This window comes from Pseudomonas sp. GW823-FHT06E10, from assembly GCF_058794995.1.
In genome coordinates this window covers 243239-262191 of the sequence record NZ_JBXAHJ010000008.1, presented here as the reverse complement: position 1 = coordinate 262191, position 18953 = coordinate 243239, and the positions used below count along the sequence as shown (strand labels likewise).

The following is an 18953-nucleotide window of genomic DNA, read 5'->3' as shown; positions in this document are numbered from 1 at the left end:
AGACTCGGGGCTTCCCCAGGAGATTACTTTCATGCGCGAGTATCTGAGTCCCGGCCGCTTCATCGATAGTGACCATCCGTCCGTGGTGGAGTTCGCCGAAAAGCACCGTGGCGCCAGTCGCGATCCGCTAGAGCAGGCGATCAGTCTCTATTACGCCGTGCGCGAAGCGGTGCGCTACAACCCGTACACGTTCAGTCGCGACCCGCAGACCCTGCGCGGCAGTTATGCGCTGGCGGTCGGGGAGAGTTACTGCGTGCCCAAGGCCACGTTGCTGGCAGGTGCAGCGCGGCATTGCGGGATTCCCGCGCGGATCGGTCTGGCGGATGTGCGCAATCATTTGTCGACGCCACGGCTGCTCGAATTGCTCAAGAGCGACATGTTCGCCATGCACGGCTACACCGAGTTTTACTTGCAGGATCGCTGGGTCAAGGCGACACCCGCGTTCAACCGCAAACTCTGCGACCTGTTCAATGTGGCGCCGCTGGAATTCGACGGGATCAACGACAGCGTTTTTCATCCCTTCAACCGCGATGGCGCGAAGCTGATGGAGTACCTGGTCGATCACGGCCAGTTCGCCGACGTACCTGAAGCGTTCTTTTTCGAACACCTGGAAAAGTGCTATCCGCACCTGTTCGGTGAGCAACAGCAACCACTATTGGGCGACATGCAGAGCGATTTGAGTCGCGCCTGATCCGGCGTATGCTGCCTGCCCACTTACCGAAAAAGAGGCGGTCATGCTGAAGATCTGGGGTCGGAAAAACTCGTCGAATGTCAGAAAACCATTGTGGGCCGCCGAAGAACTGGGACTGGCCTACGAGGCGATCGATGCCGGTGGCGCCTTTGGTGTCGTCGATACACCCGAATACCGCGCCATGAATCCCAATGGTCGCGTGCCTGTCATTGAAGACGACGGTTTTGTGTTGTGGGAGTCCAACGCCATCGTGCGTTACCTGATGGCCTTGCATGCCGACGGCACGGCCTGGTACCCGAATAGTCCCAAGGCCCGGGCCACTGCCGACAAGTGGATGGACTGGACCACCTCAAGCTTTGCCGGCCCGTTCCGTACCGTGTTCTGGGGTGTGCTGCGTACCCCGGCAGACCAGCAGGACTGGCCCGCCATCAAGGCGGCGATCAAGGAGTGCGACACGCTGCTGGCAATGGCCGATCAGGCGTTGGCGAACAAGCCCTACCTGTCCGGAGACGAGATCGGCATGGGTGATATTCCCCTGGGCAGTTTCATTTATGCCTGGTTCGAGATGCCGATCGACCGTGCGCCACAACCGCATCTGCAGGCCTGGTATGGCCGGTTGAAGCAGCGTCCGGCGTATCAAAAGGCGGTCATGACCGCGTTGACTTAATACTCACTATCGACACGCTTGACTGTACTTGTGTGGCGGCGACAAGCACCATTGTGCCACTCCGCTGCGGTTGTTTTGTTCGCCGCCGCCCATACTTATCCTTTTCTTCCCTTCTTGGTGCGTAAATCAGATATGAGTTCCGCTCTGTCCATCCGGCAGCTAACCAAAACCTACGGCAACGGTTTCCAGGCCCTGAGTGGTATCGATCTGGATGTCGCCGAAGGTGACTTTTTCGCCTTGCTCGGCCCGAACGGCGCCGGCAAGTCCACGACCATCGGCATTCTCTCGACCCTGGTGAACAAGACCAGCGGCACGGTGAACATCTTCGGTCACGACCTGGACAGGAATCCTGCGCAGCTCAAGCGCTCCATCGGCGTGGTGCCTCAGGAATTCAACTTCAACCAGTTCGAAAAGACCTTCGACATCGTCGTGACCCAGGCCGGCTACTACGGCATCCCGGCGAAAATCGCCAAGGAACGCGCCGAACAGTACCTGACCCAGCTCGGCCTGTGGGACAAGAAGGACGTGCCATCGCGCTCGCTTTCCGGCGGTATGAAGCGTCGCCTGATGATCGCCCGCGCGCTGGTTCATGAACCGCGTCTGCTGATCCTCGACGAGCCGACCGCCGGGGTGGACATCGAGCTGCGTCGTTCGATGTGGAGCTTCCTCACCGAGCTGAACCAGAAAGGCATCACCATCATCCTCACGACCCACTATCTGGAAGAGGCTGAGCAGCTGTGCCGCAACATCGGCATCATCGACCACGGCACCATCGTCGAGAACACCAGCATGCGGCAGTTGCTCAGCCAGTTGCATGTCGAAACCTTCCTGCTGGACCTCAAGGGCGACCTGCCAGCGGCGCCGCAGTTGCTCGGCTACCCGTCACGGCTGATCGACAGCCACACCCTGGAAGTCCAGGTGGAAAAGTCCATGGGCATCACCGCGCTGTTCACCCAGTTGGCGCAGCAGAACATCGAAGTGCTGAGCCTGCGTAACAAAACCAATCGCCTCGAGGAGTTGTTCGTGTCCCTGGTTGAGAAAAATCTGTCGAAGGTGGCGGTATGAGTTCCGAGCTGCGCCCCAACCTCGTTGCCCTCAACACCATCGTTTACCGTGAAGTCCGGCGTTTCACCCGGATCTGGCCCCAGACCCTGCTGCCGCCGGCCATCACCATGGTCCTGTACTTCGTGATCTTCGGTAATCTGATCGGTCGGCAGATCGGCGACATGGGTGGCTTCACTTACATGGAGTACATCGTGCCGGGGCTGATCATGATGTCGGTGATCACCAACTCCTACGGCAACGTGGTGTCGAGTTTCTTCGGCAGCAAGTTCCAGCGGTCCATTGAAGAATTGATGGTCTCGCCGTTGTCGCCGCACACCATTCTGATCGGCTATACCCTGGGTGGCGTGCTGCGTGGCCTGATGGTGGGGATCATCGTGACCCTGCTGTCGCTGTTCTTCACCCACTTGCAGGTGCATCACCTGGGCGTGACCATTCTGGTGGTGGTGCTGACCGCGACCATCTTCTCGTTGCTGGGCTTCATCAACGCCGTGTTTGCGCGCAACTTCGATGACATTTCGATCATCCCGACTTTCGTGCTGACGCCACTGACCTACCTGGGCGGGGTCTTCTACTCGATCACCTTGCTGCCACCGTTCTGGCAGACCGTGTCCTTGGCCAACCCGGTGTTGCACATGGTCAACGCGTTCCGCTACGGCATTCTTGGCGTATCGGATATCCGCATCAGCGTGGCCATCGCCTTCATGCTGGTTGCGACCGCGGTGCTGTATTTCGGTAGTGCAAGGTTGCTGGTCAGCGGGCGCGGGATGCGGACTTAAGGAATACCGCGTCGCCTGCATCGCGAGCAAGCTCGCTCCCACAGGGGATCTTGTTCGCCGCGTAGATTGAATGTGGGAGCGAGCTTGCTCGCGATGGCGTCAGCCCGGACACCGCAAAAAAAAACGGCCTCCCAAGTGGAGGCCGTTTTGCATTCTCACATCCGGCTCTTCTTGCGCCGCTTCCACTGCCTGGCCACCCACCAGCGCCAATACATCATCACCAGGAAGTAGGCCAGTGCGCCGAGTACCAGCCCCGTTACCACCGAGCCCAACAGAAACGGTTGCCACAAGGTTGAGATTTCACCCGTGATCCATTCCCAGTTCAGTGAGTCCGGCAACTGCCGGGCGGGAACGTCCATCAGCCAGGCGCCGGTCTGGTACGTGCAGAAGAACACGGCGGGCATGGTGATCGGGTTGGTCAGCCAGACCAGGCTCACGGCAATCGGCATGTTGCCGCGCACGATGATGGCGAGGATTGCCGCCAGCAGCATCTGTAGCGGGATCGGCAGGAACGCGGCGAACAGCCCCACCGCCATGGCGCGGGCAACGGAGTGGCGGTTGAGGTGCCACAGGTTCGGGTCATGCAACAGCGTGCCGAGAAAGCGTAAGGACTTGTGTTCCCTGATGCTCATCGGGTCTGGCATGTAGCGTTTGAATAAGCGCCGGGGCATAAGGCTTCTCGGTCGGTCAGGGCGGCAAGTATGTCTGGATTCCATGAACTGCCTATTCAGATTTTGTGACAATTATTGACGGCGCCCATGCGACGAGCGGGCTAAGCCTTGAAGGGGACTTTCAAGGACGGGCTTATGCGCACAGGGATGATGGCGCTGGCGTTGGGTCTTTTGACCTTGCGTTTTTTACCGGCATTACCGCCGGTCTGGTTATGGCTGGCGATGCCGGTAGCGGGTTTGATGTTGCTGCCGTTCAGGACTTATCCGGTGGCGTTTTACTTGTTCGGCCTGAGTTGGGCCTGCGCGAATGCGCAGTGGGCGCTGGATGACCGGTTACCGCCGGCGCTGGACGGAGAAACCCGTTGGGTCGAAGGGCGGGTCACTGGCTTGCCCCGGCATGACGACGGTGTCGTGCGTTTCGAGTTGACCGACATCCAGTCCCGACGTACCCGGCTGCCGCAGCAAATGCGTCTGGCCTGGTATGGCGGGCCGCCGGTGAACAGTGGCGAGCGCTGGCGCCTGGCAGTCAAGTTGAAGCGTCCGGTCGGGCTGCTCAATCCGCAGGCCTTCGACTACCAGGCCTGGTTGCTGGCACAACGCATCGGGGCGACCGGGACGATCAAGCAGGGCGAACGCCTTGCGCCAGCCCAATGGGCCTGGCGCGATGCAATCCGTCAGCGTTTGCTGGCGGTGGATGCCCAAGGGCGAAACGGCGCGTTGACGGCGTTGGTGCTCGGGGACGGCGCCGGGTTGAGTCGCGAAGACTGGCAGGTATTGCAGGACACCGGCACGGTTCATCTGTTGGTGATTTCCGGGCAGCACATCGGATTGCTGGCGGGCGTCGTGTATCTGCTGATCGCCGGCCTGGCCCGCTTTGGGTTATGGCCGAACCGTCTGCCATGGTTGCCCTGGGCGTGTGGCCTGGCATTCGCCGCTGCGCTCGGCTACGGGATGCTGGCCGGTTTCGAGGTGCCGGTGCGACGGGCCTGCTTGATGATTGGTCTGGTGTTGTTGTGGCGTCTGCGGTTCCGTCATCTCGGTGCGTGGTGGCCACTGTTGTTGGCACTCAACGGCATTTTGCTGCTGGCGCCGCTGGCGAGTCTCCAGCCTGGTTTCTGGCTGTCTTTCGCGGCCGTGGCAGTCTTGATATTGACCTTCGGCGGACGTTTGGGGCCGTGGCGTTGGTGGCAGACCTGGACCCGTGCCCAGTGGCTGATTGCAATCGGGCTGTGCCCGTTGTTATTGGCACTGGGGTTGCCCATCAGTCTGAGCGGGCCGCTGGCCAATTTGTTTGCGGTGCCCTGGATCAGTCTGGTGGTATTGCCACCGGCGTTGCTCGGGACGCTGTTGCTGCCGGTGCCTTATGTGGGTGAGAAATTGCTGTGGCTGGCGGGCGGTCTGATCGACGGTTGGTTCAGCGGATTGGGGTTCGTCTCCGGTCAGGTTCCTGCTTGGGTGCCCGCGGCAGTCCCGCTATGGGCCTGGGCAATCGGTGCTATTGGCGCCTTTTTGCTCTTGCTGCCGCGAGGCTTGCCGATGCGCCCGTTAGGGTGGCCCATGCTGTTGATGCTGGTTTTTTCGCCCAGGCCGATGTTGCAGGAGGGCATGGCGGAAGTCTGGCAACTGAATGTCGGTCAAGGCCTGGCGATCCTGGTGCGCACCCGGCATCACACGTTGCTGTATGACGCCGGACCGCGTTTCGGAGAACTCGACCAGGGGGAACGGGTGGTGCTGCCGGCATTGCGCAAACTGGGGGTAAAGGGCATAGACCTGATGCTGATCAGCCACGCCCACGCCGATCATGCCGGCGGTGCCCCGGCGATTGCCAGGGGGTTGCCGGTGAAACAGGTGGTCAGTGGTGAACCGTCAGACTTGCCTGCGCAACTGCAGGCCGGGAGATGTGAGAGCGGTCGGCGATGGACCTGGGATGAAGTCGATTTCCAGCTTTGGCACTGGCCATTGGCCGGCGATAGCAACCAGAACTCTTGTGTCTTGCTGATCGAGGCCAATGGCGAACGGCTGCTGTTGAGTGGTGACATCGATGCCGCCGCCGAGAGAGCCCTGCTGGACAGTCCGTTGGCTCGGCCCACCGATTGGCTGCAGGCGCCACACCACGGCAGTCGCAGCTCGTCGTCCAATGCCCTGCTGGATGTCCTGCAACCCAAAGGTGCGCTGATCTCCCGCGGGCAGGGCAATTCGTTTGGCCATCCGCATCCCACGGTCATCGCGCGTTATCAAAAACGTGGAATGGCGATCTACGACAGCGTCGAACAGGGTGCCATTCGTCTGCAACTGGGACGCTTCGAGCCGCCGTGGTCATTGCGCCAGGAACGGCGTTTCTGGCGCGATCCGCCGCCCTTGAACCCATAACCGAGCGTTATCAAAGCCCGACCGGATGCGACATCACGGTCTTCGGTGCGTCCACCCCCTATGTTAGAGTGGCGCACTTTTTCGAGGGGGCTGTCACTGTGTGGGAATTGGTCAAATCCGGCGGCTGGATGATGCTGCCGATCATTTTGAGTTCCATCGCGGCCATGGCGATCGTTGCCGAGCGTCTGTGGACCCTGCGGGCCAGCCGCGTGACCCCGGAGCACTTGCTCGGGCAGGTATGGGTCTGGATCAAGGACAAACAGCTCAATAAGGAAAAGCTCAAGGAACTGCGCGCCAATTCGCCTTTGGGCGAGATCCTGGCGGCCGGCCTGGCCAACTCCAAGCATGGTCGCGAGATCATGAAGGAGTGCATCGAAGAGGCCGCTCAACGGGTCATCCATGAGCTCGAACGCTACGTCAACGCCCTGGGCACCATTGCTGCCATGGCCCCATTGCTGGGCTTGCTCGGTACCGTGCTGGGCATGATCGATATTTTCAGCGCGTTCACAGGCTCAGGCATGACCACCAACGCCTCGGTACTGGCCGGTGGTATTTCCAAGGCCCTGATCACCACGGCTGCCGGTTTGATGGTTGGTATCCCGGCGGTATTCTTCCATCGATTCCTGCAACGCCGGATCGATGAGCTGGTGGTAGGGATGGAGCAGGAAGCGATCAAACTGGTCGAGGTAGTGCAGGGCGACCGTGATGTGGACCTGGCCGGGAGCAAAGCGTGAAATTCCGCCGCAAACCACGGGAAACGGTGGACATCAACCTCGCGTCGCTGATCGACGTGGTGTTCATCCTGCTGCTGTTTTTTGTCGTGACCACCACCTTCACCCGTGAAACCCAGCTACGCGTCGATCTGCCGGAAGCGGTCAGCGGCGCGCCGGCCGACGATCAGAACAAGCCTCTGGACATCGCCATCAGTGCCGACGGCGTGTTCTCGGTGAACAACCAGATCCTGCCGAAAAGCGACCTGGCTTCGCTGATGGACGCGCTGCAAAAGGAAGCCAATGGCGACACCAACCGGCCACTGTCGATCAGCGCTGATGGCAAGACACAGCATCAGTCCGTCATCACCGCCATGGATGCGGCCGGCAAGCTCGGTTTCAGCCATTTGCGCATGACCACTGTCGAAGCGGCGCCCCCCGCGTCCTGATGGCCATGTCCGATCGATTGCTCGCCGCGTGGTACGCAGGTCATCCGGCCCTGAAACTGTTGCAGCCGCTGGAATGGCTGTACCGGCGCGTGGTCATGAACAAGCGCAAGCGCTTTCTGGCCGGAGAGGGCGAGATCTATCAGCCACCGGTGCCGCTGATCGTGGTCGGCAACATCACCGTGGGTGGCACCGGCAAGACACCGCTGATTCTGTGGATGATCGAGCACTGCCAGCGCAGCGGCCTGCGGGTCGGCGTGGTCAGCCGCGGCTACGGCGCCAAACCGCCGCAACTGCCATGGCGAGTCGAGGCCGAGCAAAGCGCCGACGTCGCCGGTGACGAGCCGTTGCTGATCGTCCAGCGCACGGGCGTCCCGCTGATGATCGACCCCAATCGCAGCAACGCCGTCAAAACCTTGTTGGCCAGTGAGCCGCTGGACCTGATCCTGTCCGACGACGGCATGCAGCACTACCGCATTGCCCGTGACCTGGAACTGGTGCTGATCGACGCTGCCCGTGGCCTGGGCAATCGCCGTTGCCTGCCTGCCGGGCCATTGCGTGAGCCGGTCGAGCGCCTGCAAAGCGTCGACGCGGTCCTCTACAACGGTGCCGTGGCCGACCGCGATGATGGATTTGCCTTCCAGTTGCAACCCACCGCGCTGGTCAACCTGCGCAGCGGCGAACGTCGTCCCCTCGACCACTTTGGCGCAGGCCAGGCCGTGCACGCGGTGGCCGGCATCGGCAATCCACAACGTTTCTTCAAGACTCTCGAAACGCTACACTGGCAGCCAGTCCCACATGCGTTTGCCGACCACGCCGAATACAGCGTGGAGGCGTTGAATTTCATGCCGTCATTGCCGTTGGTGATGACGGAAAAGGACGCGGTGAAATGCCGTGCTTTTGCCGCCGCCGACTGGTGGTACCTGGCGGTCGATGCTGTGCCGTCGCCGGCCTTCGTGGCCTGGTTCGACACGCAGTTGATGCGCCTGCTGCCGGCTCGTTTGTTGCCTTAACTCCGTTTTTTCCAGGGAATGCTCATGGACACCAAATTGCTCGATATCCTCGCTTGCCCGGTCTGCAAAGGCCCGCTCAAGCTCAGCGCCGACAAGACCGAGCTGATCAGCAAGGGCGCAGGCCTGGCCTACCCGATTCGCGACGGTATCCCGGTGATGCTCGAATCCGAAGCGCGCACCCTGACCACCGACGAGCGCCTGGATAAATGACCACAGCCTTTACCGTCGTCATTCCATCGCGTTACGCCTCCACACGCCTGCCCGGCAAGCCGCTGCTGCTGATCGCCGGCAAGCCGATGATCCAGCACGTCTGGGAACAGGCGAGCAAAAGCAGCGCCGAGCGGGTGGTGGTGGCCACCGACGACGCGCGCATCGTCGAGGCCTGCAATGGCTTTGGCGCCGAAGTGGTGTTGACCCGTGAGGATCACAACTCCGGCACCGATCGCCTGGCCGAAGTCGCGATGAAGCTGGGCCTGGCGCCCGACGCTATCGTGGTCAACGTCCAGGGCGACGAGCCGCTGATCCCGCCGAACGTGATCGATCAGGTGGCCGCCAACCTGGCAGCCCACGCCGAAGCGCGCATGGCCACCCTGGCCGAACCGATCGAAGACGTGGACACCCTGTTCAATCCCAACGTGGTCAAGGTCGTCAGCGACCTCAATGGCCTGGCGCTGACGTTCAGCCGCTCTACCTTGCCCTGGGCGCGGGATGCCTTCGCCGTGAACCGTGAGCAGTTGCCCGAAGGTGTGCCGTACCGCCGCCATATCGGCATTTATGCCTATCGCGCCGGATTCCTGCAGGATTTCGTCAGCTGGGGTCCATGCTGGCTGGAAAACACTGAGTGTCTGGAACAGCTGCGTGCGCTGTGGCACGGCGTACGAATTCACGTCGCCGATGCACTGATCGCGCCGCCGCCCGGTGTCGACACCGTTGAAGACCTTGAGCGCGTTCGTCGCCTGCTGGAGGCGTGATGCGGGTTCTGTTTGTCTGCCTGGGCAACATCTGTCGCTCGCCCACGGCCGAAGGCGTGCTGCGGCATAAGCTGCGCGAGGCCGGCTTGGCCGATCAGGTTGAAGTGGCCTCCGCCGGCACCGGTGATTGGCATGTCGGCAAGGCGCCGGACAAGCGCAGTCAGGCCGCGGCGAAGCTGCGCGGTTATGACTTGTCCGCCCAGCGCGCCCGGCAAGTCAGTCGTGCCGATTTCGCCACCTACGACCTGATCCTGGCGATGGACAACAGCAACCTGCGCAACCTCAAGGCCTTGCAGCCGGCCAAGGGCAAGGCCGAATTGGACCTGTTCCTGCGTCGCTACCAGTCGCCAGTCGATGAAGTGCCGGACCCGTACTACGACGGCGAACAAGGCTTCGAGCAGGTGCTGGACCTGATCGAGCACGCCAGTGATTTGCTGGTGATCGAATTGAAGGGACGGTTATGAGTTTGCAGGTTCAATCACAGGTTTCGCTCAAGCCGTTCAACAGCTTTGGCGTGGATGTCCAGGCCCGGCTGTTTGCCCAGGCCCATAGCGACGCCGATGTGCGCGAAGCTCTGGCCTACGGGCTGGAGCACAAGGTCCCGGTGCTGGTGATCGGCGGCGGCAGCAACCTGTTGCTGACGGCAGATATCGAATCACTGGTTCTGCGCATGGCCACGCGCGGGATTCGCGTGCTGAGCGATGAGGGCGGCAAAGTGGTGATCGAGGCCGAGGCAGGCGAGCCCTGGCATCCATTTGTGCAACACACACTGTCCCTGGGGCTGTCCGGCCTGGAAAATCTCAGCCTGATTCCCGGCACTGTCGGTGCGGCACCGATGCAGAACATCGGCGCTTATGGCGTCGAGATCAAGGACGTGTTCGCCGGCCTGACCGCCCTCGATCGCCAGACCGGCGAACTGCGCGACTTTACCCTGCAAGAGTGCAACTTCGCCTACCGCGACAGCCTGTTCAAGCAGGAGCCGGGGCGTTGGTTGATCCTGCGTGTGCGTTTCGCCCTCGACCGCGCCGCGCATCTGCACCTGGAGTACGGCCCGGTGCGCCAGCGCCTGACCGAACAAGGCATCGAGCATCCGACCGCCAGCGATGTCAGCCAGGCCATTTGCAGCATCCGCAACGAAAAACTCCCGGACCCGGCCGTACTCGGCAATGCCGGCAGCTTTTTCAAGAACCCTTTGGTGTCGTCGGCGCTGGCTGCACGGCTCAAGGGTGAATACCCGGACCTGGTGGCCTATGCGCAACCCGACGGGCAGATGAAACTGGCCGCCGGTTGGCTGATCGAGCGGGCAGGGTGGAAAGGTTTCCGTGAAGCTGATGCTGGCGTGCATAAATTGCAGGCGCTGGTGCTGGTCAACTATGGAGGCGCGACGGGCCTGCAACTGTTGAACCTGGCGCAGCGCATCCAGAAAGACATTCTCGAGCGTTTCCATGTCGATCTGGAAATGGAGCCGAACCGGTATTGAGCTAAGCTTTCAGGACGGATCAAAAAGCCCTGCACAATGTTTATTGTGCAGGGCTTTTTTGTTAATGCTCGGTTAACTTAGTCAGCTAACGATGCACACTCTTGCTCCACCAAAGGCCCGGTGCAGACCGTTTGAGTCAGCATAAGAGAGCCCATTAGCCTGAGTCGATCTGCGTGCGACCCACCGAGATCCAGCGGCAGATTGCTCGACCCCATAACTCAAGACCTATGCGGGCGTGCCCATGATTACCCTGAAACTCAATGGTCAAGACCATCAACTCGACGTCACCGAGGACATGCCGCTGCTCTGGGCGATCCGCGACGTGGCCGGTTACAACGGCACCAAATTCGGCTGCGGCATGGGCCTGTGCGGCGCCTGTACCATTCATATCGAAGGGGCTCCGGCACGCAGTTGCATTACGCCCATCGGTTCAGTCGTCGGGCAGAATGTCAGCACCATCGACAACCTGCACGCCGATCCGGTCGGCAAAGTCGTGCAGCAAGCCTGGCTCGACACGGCAGTGGCTCAATGCGGCTTCTGCCAGGGCGGGCAAATCATGTCGGCGACGGCGCTGCTCAAGACCCATCCGAACCCGAGCGACGAGCAGATCGAAGAAGCCATGGTCGGCAACATCTGCCGCTGCGGCACCTATAACCGTATCAAGACCGCGATCCGTCAGGCTTCCACTCACCTGAAGGAGGCCAAGGCATGAGCCGGTTACCGAATGATTTCGCCCTGAGCAACCTCAGTCGCCGTGGTTTTCTCAAGGGTGTGGGGGCGACCGGTGCGCTGGTGGTCGCCGCGAGTTGGGGCTGGCAAGACGCGTTTGCCGAAGAGAAAGAGAAGAAGTTCGGCGCCGACGGCATGCCCCACGGCTGGGTCGACGATCCGAAAGTCTATGTGAGCATCGCCGCCGATGGCACGGTGACCGTTATCTGCAACCGCTCGGAGATGGGCCAGGGCGTGCGCACCAGCTTGACCATGGTGGTGGCCGATGAACTGGAAGCCGACTGGGCGATGGTCAAGGTACAGCAGGCCCCCGGCGATGAAGCGCGCTTCGGCAACCAGGACACCGACGGCTCGCGCAGCATGCGTCACTGGTACGAGCCGATGCGTCGTTGCGGCGCCGCCGCACGCGCGATGCTGGAACAAGCCGCCGCTGACCAATGGAAAGTGTCAGTCGGCGAGTGCCAGGCGCAACTTCATAAAGTCATTCATAAACCGTCGGGCCGCGAACTGGGCTATGGCGCGCTGGCCGCCGCCGCTGGCGCTTTGGCCGTGCCTGCGCGAGAAAGCCTGAGACTCAAGCAACCTTCGGAATTTCGATATATCGGTAAGGAAGGCACCAAGGCCATCGACGGTGAGGACATCGTCAATGGTCGTGCGGTGTACGGCGCCGACGTGCATTTCGACGGCATGCTGTACGCGACCATCGCGCGACCCACGGTGTATGGCGGCAAGGTCAAAAGCTTCGATGGCAGTGCGGCGATGAAAGTCCCAGGCGTGGTCAAAGTGGTACAGATCGAAAGCCGCCCGTTGCCTTCGGAGTTCCAACCCCTGGGCGGCATCGCCGTGGTGGCGAGCAATACCTGGGCGGCGATCAAGGGCCGCGAGGCACTGAAAATCGAATGGGACGACGGCCCCAACGCCAGCTACGACTCGATTGCCTATCGCAAGGAACTCGAAGCCGCCTCGCTCAAGCCCGGCAAGGTGGTGCGCAATACCGGCAACCTCGATGAGGCCATGGCCAGCGCCGATAGCACGCTGGAAGCCTCCTACTACTTGCCGCATATGTCACAGTCGCCGATGGAACCGATGGTCGCCATTGCGCGGTTCAAGGACGGTGCGTGCCAAGCCTGGGGGCCAAGCCAGGCGCCGCAGGTCACCCGGGAACGGATCGGTGAGCGCCTGGGCCTGCCGTTCGACAAGGTCACGTTCAACGTGACCCTGCTCGGGGGCGGGTTCGGGCGCAAGTCCAAGCCTGACTTCATCATCGAGGCCGCCATCCTCGCCAAGGAATTCCCCGGCAAAGCGGTGCGGGTGCAATGGACCCGCGAAGACGACATCCACTGTTCCTATTTTCACACCGTGTCGGCCGAATACCTCAAGGCCAGCCTGAACAAGGATGGCCTGCCATCCGGCTGGTTGCACCGTACGGTGGCGCCGAGCATCACCGCGTTGTTTGCGCCGGGCATGAACCATGAGGCGGCGTTCGAACTGGGCATGGGGTTCACCAACATGGCGTATGCGATCCCCAACATTCGCCTGGAAAACCCCGAGGCAACGGTGCATACCCGGGTAGGTTGGTATCGCTCGGTGTCGAACATTCCCCATGGTTTCGCGATCCAGAGTTTTATCGATGAACTGGCGCACAAGGCCGGGCAGGATCCGCTGAAGTACCAGATCAGATTGCTCGGCCCGGACCGTCAGATCGATCCGCGTACCTTGAGTGAAGAGTGGAACTACGGCGAATCCCCCGAGCGTTATCCGATCGACACCGCGCGCCTGCGCACGGTACTGGAGACCGCCGCCAAAGCCGCCGGTTGGGGGCGTGAGTTGCCCAAGGGACGCGGCCTGGGCCTGGCAGTGCATTACAGCTTCGTGACGTATGTGGCGGCGGTGATCGAGGTGGAGGTCAAGGACGACGGTACGCTGGTGGTGCACAAGGCTGACATCGCCGTCGATTGCGGGCCGCAGATCAACCCCGAGCGGATTCGCGCGCAATTCGAAGGCGCCTGTGTCATGGGCCTGGGTAATGCGGTGCTTGGGGAAATCAGCTTCAAGGACGGCAAAGTCCAGCAGGATAACTTCCATATGTACGAAGTGGCGCGCATGTCCCTGGCGCCGAAAGAAGTGGCGGTGCATCTGGTGACGCCGCCGGGCAATGTCCCGTTGGGTGGTGTGGGTGAACCGGGCGTGCCACCGATTGCGCCGGCACTGTGCAACGCGATCTTCGCCGCCACCGGCAAACGCATCCGCAATCTGCCTGTTCGTTATCAGTTGTCGGGTTGGCAGAAGGCCGGCGCCTGATGGACAGTGCCGATCTGAACGTCCTGCGCAGCGTGTTGCAATGGCATCGCGCCGGTCAGCGGGTGGTGTTGTACAGCGTGGTCGAAACCTGGGGCACTGCGCCCCGGGCACCCGGCGCCATGCTGGCTTTGCGCGAAGACGGCATGGTGATTGGTTCGGTCTCGGGCGGGTGTGTCGAAGATGACTTGATTGCCCGGCTGCACGACGGACGCCTCGCACTTGACGGGCCGCCGGTGCAATTGATCACCTACGGCGTGACCCGCGAGGAAGCCGCACGTTTCGGCTTGCCCTGCGGTGGCACCTTGCGCTTGACCGAGGAGCGTATCGACGATGGGGATTGGGTCGAGCAATTGCTCGCCCGTTGCGAGGCCCATGAAATCGTTGCGCGTGAACTGAACCTGACCACCGGCGCAGTACTTTTGCAGCCGGCCAGTAAAACTGACGTGTTGACGTTCGATGGACAGACCTTGCGGGTGATCCATGGCCCGCGCTGGCGCTTGCTGCTGATCGGCGCGGGGCAGCTGTCGCGCTATGTGGCGGAAATGGCCCGGCTGCTGGATTTCGAGGTGCTGATTTGCGACCCGCGTAGCGAGTTCGTCTACGGCTGGGAGCAGCAGCACGGACGATTCGTTTCGGGCATGCCGGATGAGGCGGTATTGAATATCCAGACCGATGAACGCACGGCTATCGTGGCCTTGACCCATGATCCGCGTCTGGATGACATGGCGCTGCTCACGGCCCTGGACTCCAGGGCTTTTTACGTCGGAGCGCTGGGGTCGCGGGTCAACAGCCAGAAGCGCCGGGAAAACCTGGCTCAACTGGGTTTGTCGCAATCGGCGATTGACCGCTTGCATGGTCCGATCGGTTTGCACATCGGCAGTCATAATCCAGCGGAAATTGCCTTGTCGCTCATGGCGGAAATCGTGGCGGTCAAAAACGGCATCGAACTGAAGCAGAAGAAAGTCCTGCGGGAGAGCGTATGAGCAAATCCATCGGCGTTATCGTGTTGGCAGCGGGGCAGGGCAGCCGGTTTCGTCAGGTGGCGGGTACCGAAAAGGATAAATTGGTGGCCGATTGCACCGGGCGTGACGGCGTGGTGCGGTCCGTCATCGAGCACACATTGGTCAACCTGCCGGCGACGCTGGACAAGCGCGTACTGGTGACCACTGCTGACCGCCCGCAAGTGATTCGCATGGCTCAGGCCTATGGCTGCGAGATTGTGCTGATCGAATCGACGGGAATGGGCGACAGCATTGCCGCGGGAGTCGCTGCCTGCAAGCAACTCGATGGCTGGCTGATGGTGCTGGGGGATATGCCGTTCATCCTGCCATCGAGTATCGAGCAAGTGGTGGCGGGGATTGGCGATGACAGTATCAGCGTGCCCGTGCAGGACGGCGGGTACGGGCATCCGGTCGGGTTCGGACGGGACTTCGCGGCGGGGTTGATGGCGTTATCGGGGGATCGCGGCGCCAAGCCGCTGTTCGCCCAAGGGCGAGTGGTTGAAGTGAGCGTGGATGATTCTGGTGTGGTGTGGGATGTGGATGTGCCTGAAGCACTAACCTTCAGGCCAGCATAGATCCTTGTGGGAGCGAGCTTGCTCGCGATAGCGGTGGATCAGCTAGCACCAATGTTGAATGTCATTCCGCCATCGCGAGCAATCGAGCGTCGACCGGCTGCTCCCACAGGGGAATGGTGTGATTTCACAGATGTAAAAAAAGCCCCGCCTGGGATCACCAGGCGGGGCTTTTTAGTGGCCGATGGAATCAGACGAGAGGTTTAGGCTCGTGCTCTTTTTCCTGGGCCTGCTCGTGTTGCTCTACCGCTTCCTGAACGGAGCGCGGTGCTTCGTGGATCACCGACTCAACCGGCTCGGCAGCCACTTCGGCAGCCGGGGCAGGAGCTGCCTCAACCACTTCAGCAGCAACCGGTGCAGGCTCGGCGGCGACAACCGCTTCAGCTGGAGCCGCAGCGGCAGCCAGTTCAGCTTCCTTCTGCAGACGCTCGGCTTCACGCTTGCGACGACGCACTTCACGCGGGTCGTTAGGCGCACGGCCACTTGGCGTCAGGGCGCTGGCAGGAGCGGCTTCGACCACTGGTGCAGGTGCCTGGGCAACGACCGGTGCTTCAACTGCCGGCGCTTCAACCACCGGCGCCGGGGCCGGTTCTGCTGCGGCAACCACCGGCTCGGAAACCATGGCTTCAGCCACTTGGGTTTCAGCGGCAGGTGCAGCGGTTTCAGCGACGGCTGGCTCGGCCACCCAGTTGAATGCGGTTTGCTCTTCGCGAACTTCACGCACGGTGTCAGTCACGGTTTCAACAACCGCTTCCGCAGCCTGGGCAGGTGCTTCTACCACTGGTGCTGGCTCGGCAGCCGCTTCAACAGCAGGCTGGGCTTCTGGCGCTGGCGCCACTTCGATTTCCGGCGAGGCGGTGACTTCGACCGGTGTGGTCGCTTCAACGACTGGCGCTTCAACCGGAGCTGCTTCCAGGGTCGCGGCAGTGGCGCGTTCGGCTTGCACATTGGCTTCAGCTTCTGCTGGAGCACTGATCACGCTGCTGGCAACAGCTGCGGTGACAGCCAGGCCGGCGGCCAGATCGGCAGTGCTTGGCGCTTCAGCGTTTTCGCCGGACTCGGACTCTTCCGAACCTTCGATCACGTTGCCGTTGGCGTCACGCTGACGCTCGCGACGGTTGCTGCGACGACGCTGACCACGGGAGCGGCGGCGTGGACGGTCGCCTTCGGCGCTTTCCTGACCGTCTTCCGACAGTTGCTCTTCGTTGGTGGTCAGTTCTTCTTCAGTTGCGGCTGCGGCAGCTTGTTCGGCACGTGGCTGACGTTCTTCACGCGGTGGGCGTGGCGCGCGTTCTTCACGTGGCTGACGAGCTGGGCGTTCTTCAGCGGTAGCAGCCGTAGCGGTAGCAGCAGCGGCCGGAGCAGCCGGAGCGGCATCCAGAGGCTCGCGCAGTTCACGAACGCGTTCTTCACGCTCGCCACGTGGCTTGCGATCTTCACGCGGAGCGCGCGGTGCACGTTCTTCACGAGGCGCGCGTGGTGCGCGTTCTTCGCGGGCTACCGCTGGCGTTTCTTCGCGGGTTTCGCGAGGTTCACGCACTTCCCGTGGCTGACGCTCTTCACGCGGCTCACGTGGTGCGCGTTCTTCACGCGGTGCACGCTCTTCGCGAGGCTTGCGCTCTTCATCGCGGCGACCGTTACGGTTGCGGCTCTGCTGGCGACCGTTGCGACGCTCTTCGTTGCGGGCCGGACGCTCGGCGGCAGGTTTTTCAACCACAACCGGTGCGGCAGGCTCTTCCTTGGTGGCGAACAGGCTCACCAGCGACTTCACCAGGCCTTTGAACAGGCTTGGCTCCGGTACGGCGGCCGGGGCAGGGGCTGGAGCGGCCACCTCTGTTGGCACAGGAGCGTTGGCACGGGCCGGGGCCGTTTTGACCGCAGCTTCCTGGCGAACCAGGGTGCGGGTCGCAGCGGCTGGCTGGACTTCTTCGACTTCGGCAGCGGCAGCGGCGATTTCGTAGCTGGACTGGTTGGTCGCCGCTTCCGGGCTGTCGTCACGCAGGCGCTGTACTTCAAAGTGCGGCGTTTCGAGGTGATCGTTCGGCAGGATGACGATGCGGGCACGGGTGCGCAGTTCGATCTTGGTGATCGAGTTGCGTTTTTCGTTGAGCAGGAACGCCGCCACCGGGATCGGCACTTGTGCACGAACTTCGGCGGTACGGTCTTTCAGGGCTTCTTCTTCGATCAGGCGCAGGATCGCCAGGGACAGCGATTCAACGTCACGGATGATGCCGGTGCCGTTGCAACGCGGGCAGACGATGCCGCTGCTTTCACCCAGGGATGGACGCAGGCGCTGACGGGACATTTCCAGCAGGCCGAAGCGCGAAATGCGACCGACTTGCACGCGAGCGCGGTCGGCTTCCAGGCATTCGCGGACTTTTTCTTCCACGGCGCGCTGGTTCTTGGCAGGGGTCATGTCGATGAAGTCGATGACGATCAGGCCGCCGATGTCGCGCAGGCGCAACTGACGGGCGATTTCCTCGGCCGCTTCAAGGTTGGTTTGCAGCGCGGTTTCTTCGATGTCGCTGCCTTTGGTGGCGCGCGCCGAGTTGATGTCGATGGACACCAGGGCTTCGGTCGGATCGATCACGATGGAACCGCCGGAAGGCAGTTCGACAACGCGCTGGAAAGCGGTTTCGATCTGGCTTTCGATCTGGAAACGGTTGAACAGCGGAACGCTGTCTTCGTACAGCTTGATCTTGCTGGCGTACTGCGGCATTACCTGGCGGATGAAGGTCAGGGCTTCGTCCTGGGCTTCAACGCTGTCGATCAGCACTTCGCCGATGTCCTGGCGCAGGTAATCGCGGATCGCGCGGATGATCACGTTGCTTTCCTGGTAGATCAGGAATGGCGCGGCGCGGTCCAGCGAAGCTTCCTTGATGGCGGTCCACAGTTGCAGCAGGTAGTCGAGGTCCCACTGCATTTCTTCGCTGCTGCGGCCAAGGCCTGCAGTGCGCACGATCAGGCCCATGTCGGCCGGGGCAACCAGACCATTCAGGGCTTCACGCAGTTCGTTGCGCTCTTCGCCTTCGATGCGACGGGAGATACCGCCGGCACGCGGGTTGTTCGGCATCAGCACCAGGTAACGACCGGCCAGGCTGATGAAGGTGGTCAGGGCGGCGCCCTTGTTGCCACGTTCTTCTTTTTCGACCTGAACGATGACTTCCTGGCCTTCGCTCAGGACGTCCTTGATGTTGACGCGACCTTCCGGGGCTTTCTTGAAGTATTCGCGGGAGATTTCTTTGAGGGGCAGGAAGCCGTGGCGCTCAGAGCCGAAATCGACAAAGGCAGCCTCGAGGCTTGGTTCGATGCGAGTAATCCGGCCTTTATAGATGTTGGCCTTCTTCTGCTCGCGTGCACCGGATTCGATGTCCAGGTCGTAGAGGCGCTGGCCATCTACCAGTGCAACACGCAACTCTTCGGGTTGAGTTGCGTTAATCAGCATTCTTTTCATGTAGTACCGTCGGTTTCCGGGCTGCCGGAAACGGCG

General features: G+C 61.7%; 18 protein-coding genes. 16 read left to right on the top strand and 2 right to left on the bottom strand.

The features are described from left to right. Positions 1-31 precede the first annotated feature (31 nt). From AC1Q6Y_RS15810 to AC1Q6Y_RS15795, 4 genes are all read left to right on the top strand, one after another. The gene (locus AC1Q6Y_RS15810; RefSeq protein ID WP_492624792.1) at positions 32-691 is read left to right on the top strand and encodes a transglutaminase-like domain-containing protein; all 660 of its coding nucleotides are present in this window, start codon (positions 32-34) and stop codon (positions 689-691) included. Between the two features lie 43 nt (positions 692-734). After that, positions 735-1358, top strand: a complete 624-nt coding sequence (locus tag AC1Q6Y_RS15805) for a glutathione S-transferase family protein (protein ID WP_154860330.1) — start codon at positions 735-737, stop codon at positions 1356-1358. A gap of 132 nt (positions 1359-1490) precedes the next feature. Further along, positions 1491-2423 carry an ABC transporter ATP-binding protein gene (locus AC1Q6Y_RS15800; RefSeq protein WP_057713696.1) on the top strand — a complete coding sequence of 311 codons (933 nt, stop codon included), beginning with the start codon at positions 1491-1493 and terminating at the stop codon, positions 2421-2423. Further along, positions 2420-3199 (top strand): ABC transporter permease, encoded by a 780-nt coding sequence (locus AC1Q6Y_RS15795; protein ID WP_057713697.1) that lies wholly within the window; start codon positions 2420-2422, stop codon positions 3197-3199. Before AC1Q6Y_RS15800 ends, AC1Q6Y_RS15795 begins: the two co-directional genes overlap by 4 nt. A 155-nt stretch (positions 3200-3354) precedes the next feature. Here the strand turns inward: AC1Q6Y_RS15795 and AC1Q6Y_RS15790 are convergent, their stop codons facing one another. Then, complete coding sequence (locus AC1Q6Y_RS15790; protein ID WP_057713698.1) at positions 3355-3870, bottom strand: DUF2062 domain-containing protein; 516 nt, start codon at positions 3868-3870, stop codon at positions 3355-3357. A gap of 135 nt (positions 3871-4005) precedes the next feature. On the opposite strand from AC1Q6Y_RS15790, the gene AC1Q6Y_RS15785 reads away from it, so the two are divergent. From AC1Q6Y_RS15785 to AC1Q6Y_RS15730, 12 genes are all read left to right on the top strand, one after another. Beyond that, entirely contained in the window at positions 4006-6240 is a 2235-nt protein-coding gene (locus AC1Q6Y_RS15785; protein WP_492624791.1) for a DNA internalization-related competence protein ComEC/Rec2, read from the top strand. Between the two features lie 98 nt (positions 6241-6338). Beyond that, the gene (locus AC1Q6Y_RS15780; protein ID WP_057713700.1) at positions 6339-6974 is read left to right on the top strand and encodes a MotA/TolQ/ExbB proton channel family protein; all 636 of its coding nucleotides are present in this window, start codon (positions 6339-6341) and stop codon (positions 6972-6974) included. After that, positions 6971-7399, top strand: coding sequence for an ExbD/TolR family protein (locus tag AC1Q6Y_RS15775; RefSeq protein WP_057713701.1), 429 nt, complete (start codon positions 6971-6973; stop codon positions 7397-7399). The genes AC1Q6Y_RS15780 and AC1Q6Y_RS15775 overlap by 4 nt, the downstream gene beginning before the upstream one ends. Further along, complete coding sequence (lpxK, locus tag AC1Q6Y_RS15770) at positions 7399-8409, top strand: tetraacyldisaccharide 4'-kinase (RefSeq protein ID WP_150812195.1); 1011 nt, start codon at positions 7399-7401, stop codon at positions 8407-8409. Before AC1Q6Y_RS15775 ends, lpxK begins: the two co-directional genes overlap by 1 nt. Before the next feature lie 24 nt (positions 8410-8433). After that, positions 8434-8619 (top strand): Trm112 family protein, encoded by a 186-nt coding sequence (locus AC1Q6Y_RS15765; protein WP_003179363.1) that lies wholly within the window; start codon positions 8434-8436, stop codon positions 8617-8619. Beyond that, on the top strand, positions 8616-9380 hold the full coding sequence (gene kdsB, locus AC1Q6Y_RS15760) for a 3-deoxy-manno-octulosonate cytidylyltransferase (RefSeq protein WP_090457217.1): 765 nt from the start codon (positions 8616-8618) through the stop codon (positions 9378-9380). The genes AC1Q6Y_RS15765 and kdsB overlap by 4 nt, the downstream gene beginning before the upstream one ends. Further along, positions 9380-9844 (top strand): low molecular weight protein-tyrosine-phosphatase, encoded by a 465-nt coding sequence (locus tag AC1Q6Y_RS15755; RefSeq protein ID WP_090457215.1) that lies wholly within the window; start codon positions 9380-9382, stop codon positions 9842-9844. The genes kdsB and AC1Q6Y_RS15755 overlap by 1 nt, the downstream gene beginning before the upstream one ends. Next, positions 9841-10860 (top strand): UDP-N-acetylmuramate dehydrogenase, encoded by a 1020-nt coding sequence (gene murB, locus AC1Q6Y_RS15750; protein ID WP_090457214.1) that lies wholly within the window; start codon positions 9841-9843, stop codon positions 10858-10860. The genes AC1Q6Y_RS15755 and murB overlap by 4 nt, the downstream gene beginning before the upstream one ends. Before the next feature lie 241 nt (positions 10861-11101). Then, the gene (locus AC1Q6Y_RS15745; protein ID WP_492624790.1) at positions 11102-11572 is read left to right on the top strand and encodes a (2Fe-2S)-binding protein; all 471 of its coding nucleotides are present in this window, start codon (positions 11102-11104) and stop codon (positions 11570-11572) included. Beyond that, positions 11569-13890: a xanthine dehydrogenase family protein molybdopterin-binding subunit gene (locus AC1Q6Y_RS15740; protein ID WP_492624789.1), complete on the top strand. Its 2322-nt coding sequence runs from the start codon at positions 11569-11571 to the stop codon at positions 13888-13890. Before AC1Q6Y_RS15745 ends, AC1Q6Y_RS15740 begins: the two co-directional genes overlap by 4 nt. Beyond that, positions 13890-14873 carry an XdhC family protein gene (locus tag AC1Q6Y_RS15735; RefSeq protein WP_349735051.1) on the top strand — a complete coding sequence of 328 codons (984 nt, stop codon included), beginning with the start codon at positions 13890-13892 and terminating at the stop codon, positions 14871-14873. Before AC1Q6Y_RS15740 ends, AC1Q6Y_RS15735 begins: the two co-directional genes overlap by 1 nt. Beyond that, positions 14870-15466 carry a nucleotidyltransferase family protein gene (locus tag AC1Q6Y_RS15730; protein WP_492624788.1) on the top strand — a complete coding sequence of 199 codons (597 nt, stop codon included), beginning with the start codon at positions 14870-14872 and terminating at the stop codon, positions 15464-15466. Before AC1Q6Y_RS15735 ends, AC1Q6Y_RS15730 begins: the two co-directional genes overlap by 4 nt. Positions 15467-15653: 187 nt before the next feature. On the opposite strand, the gene rne is transcribed toward AC1Q6Y_RS15730, so the two are convergent. Beyond that, positions 15654-18917 (bottom strand): ribonuclease E, encoded by a 3264-nt coding sequence (gene rne / locus AC1Q6Y_RS15725; RefSeq protein WP_057713710.1) that lies wholly within the window; start codon positions 18915-18917, stop codon positions 15654-15656. Positions 18918-18953 lie beyond the last annotated feature (36 nt).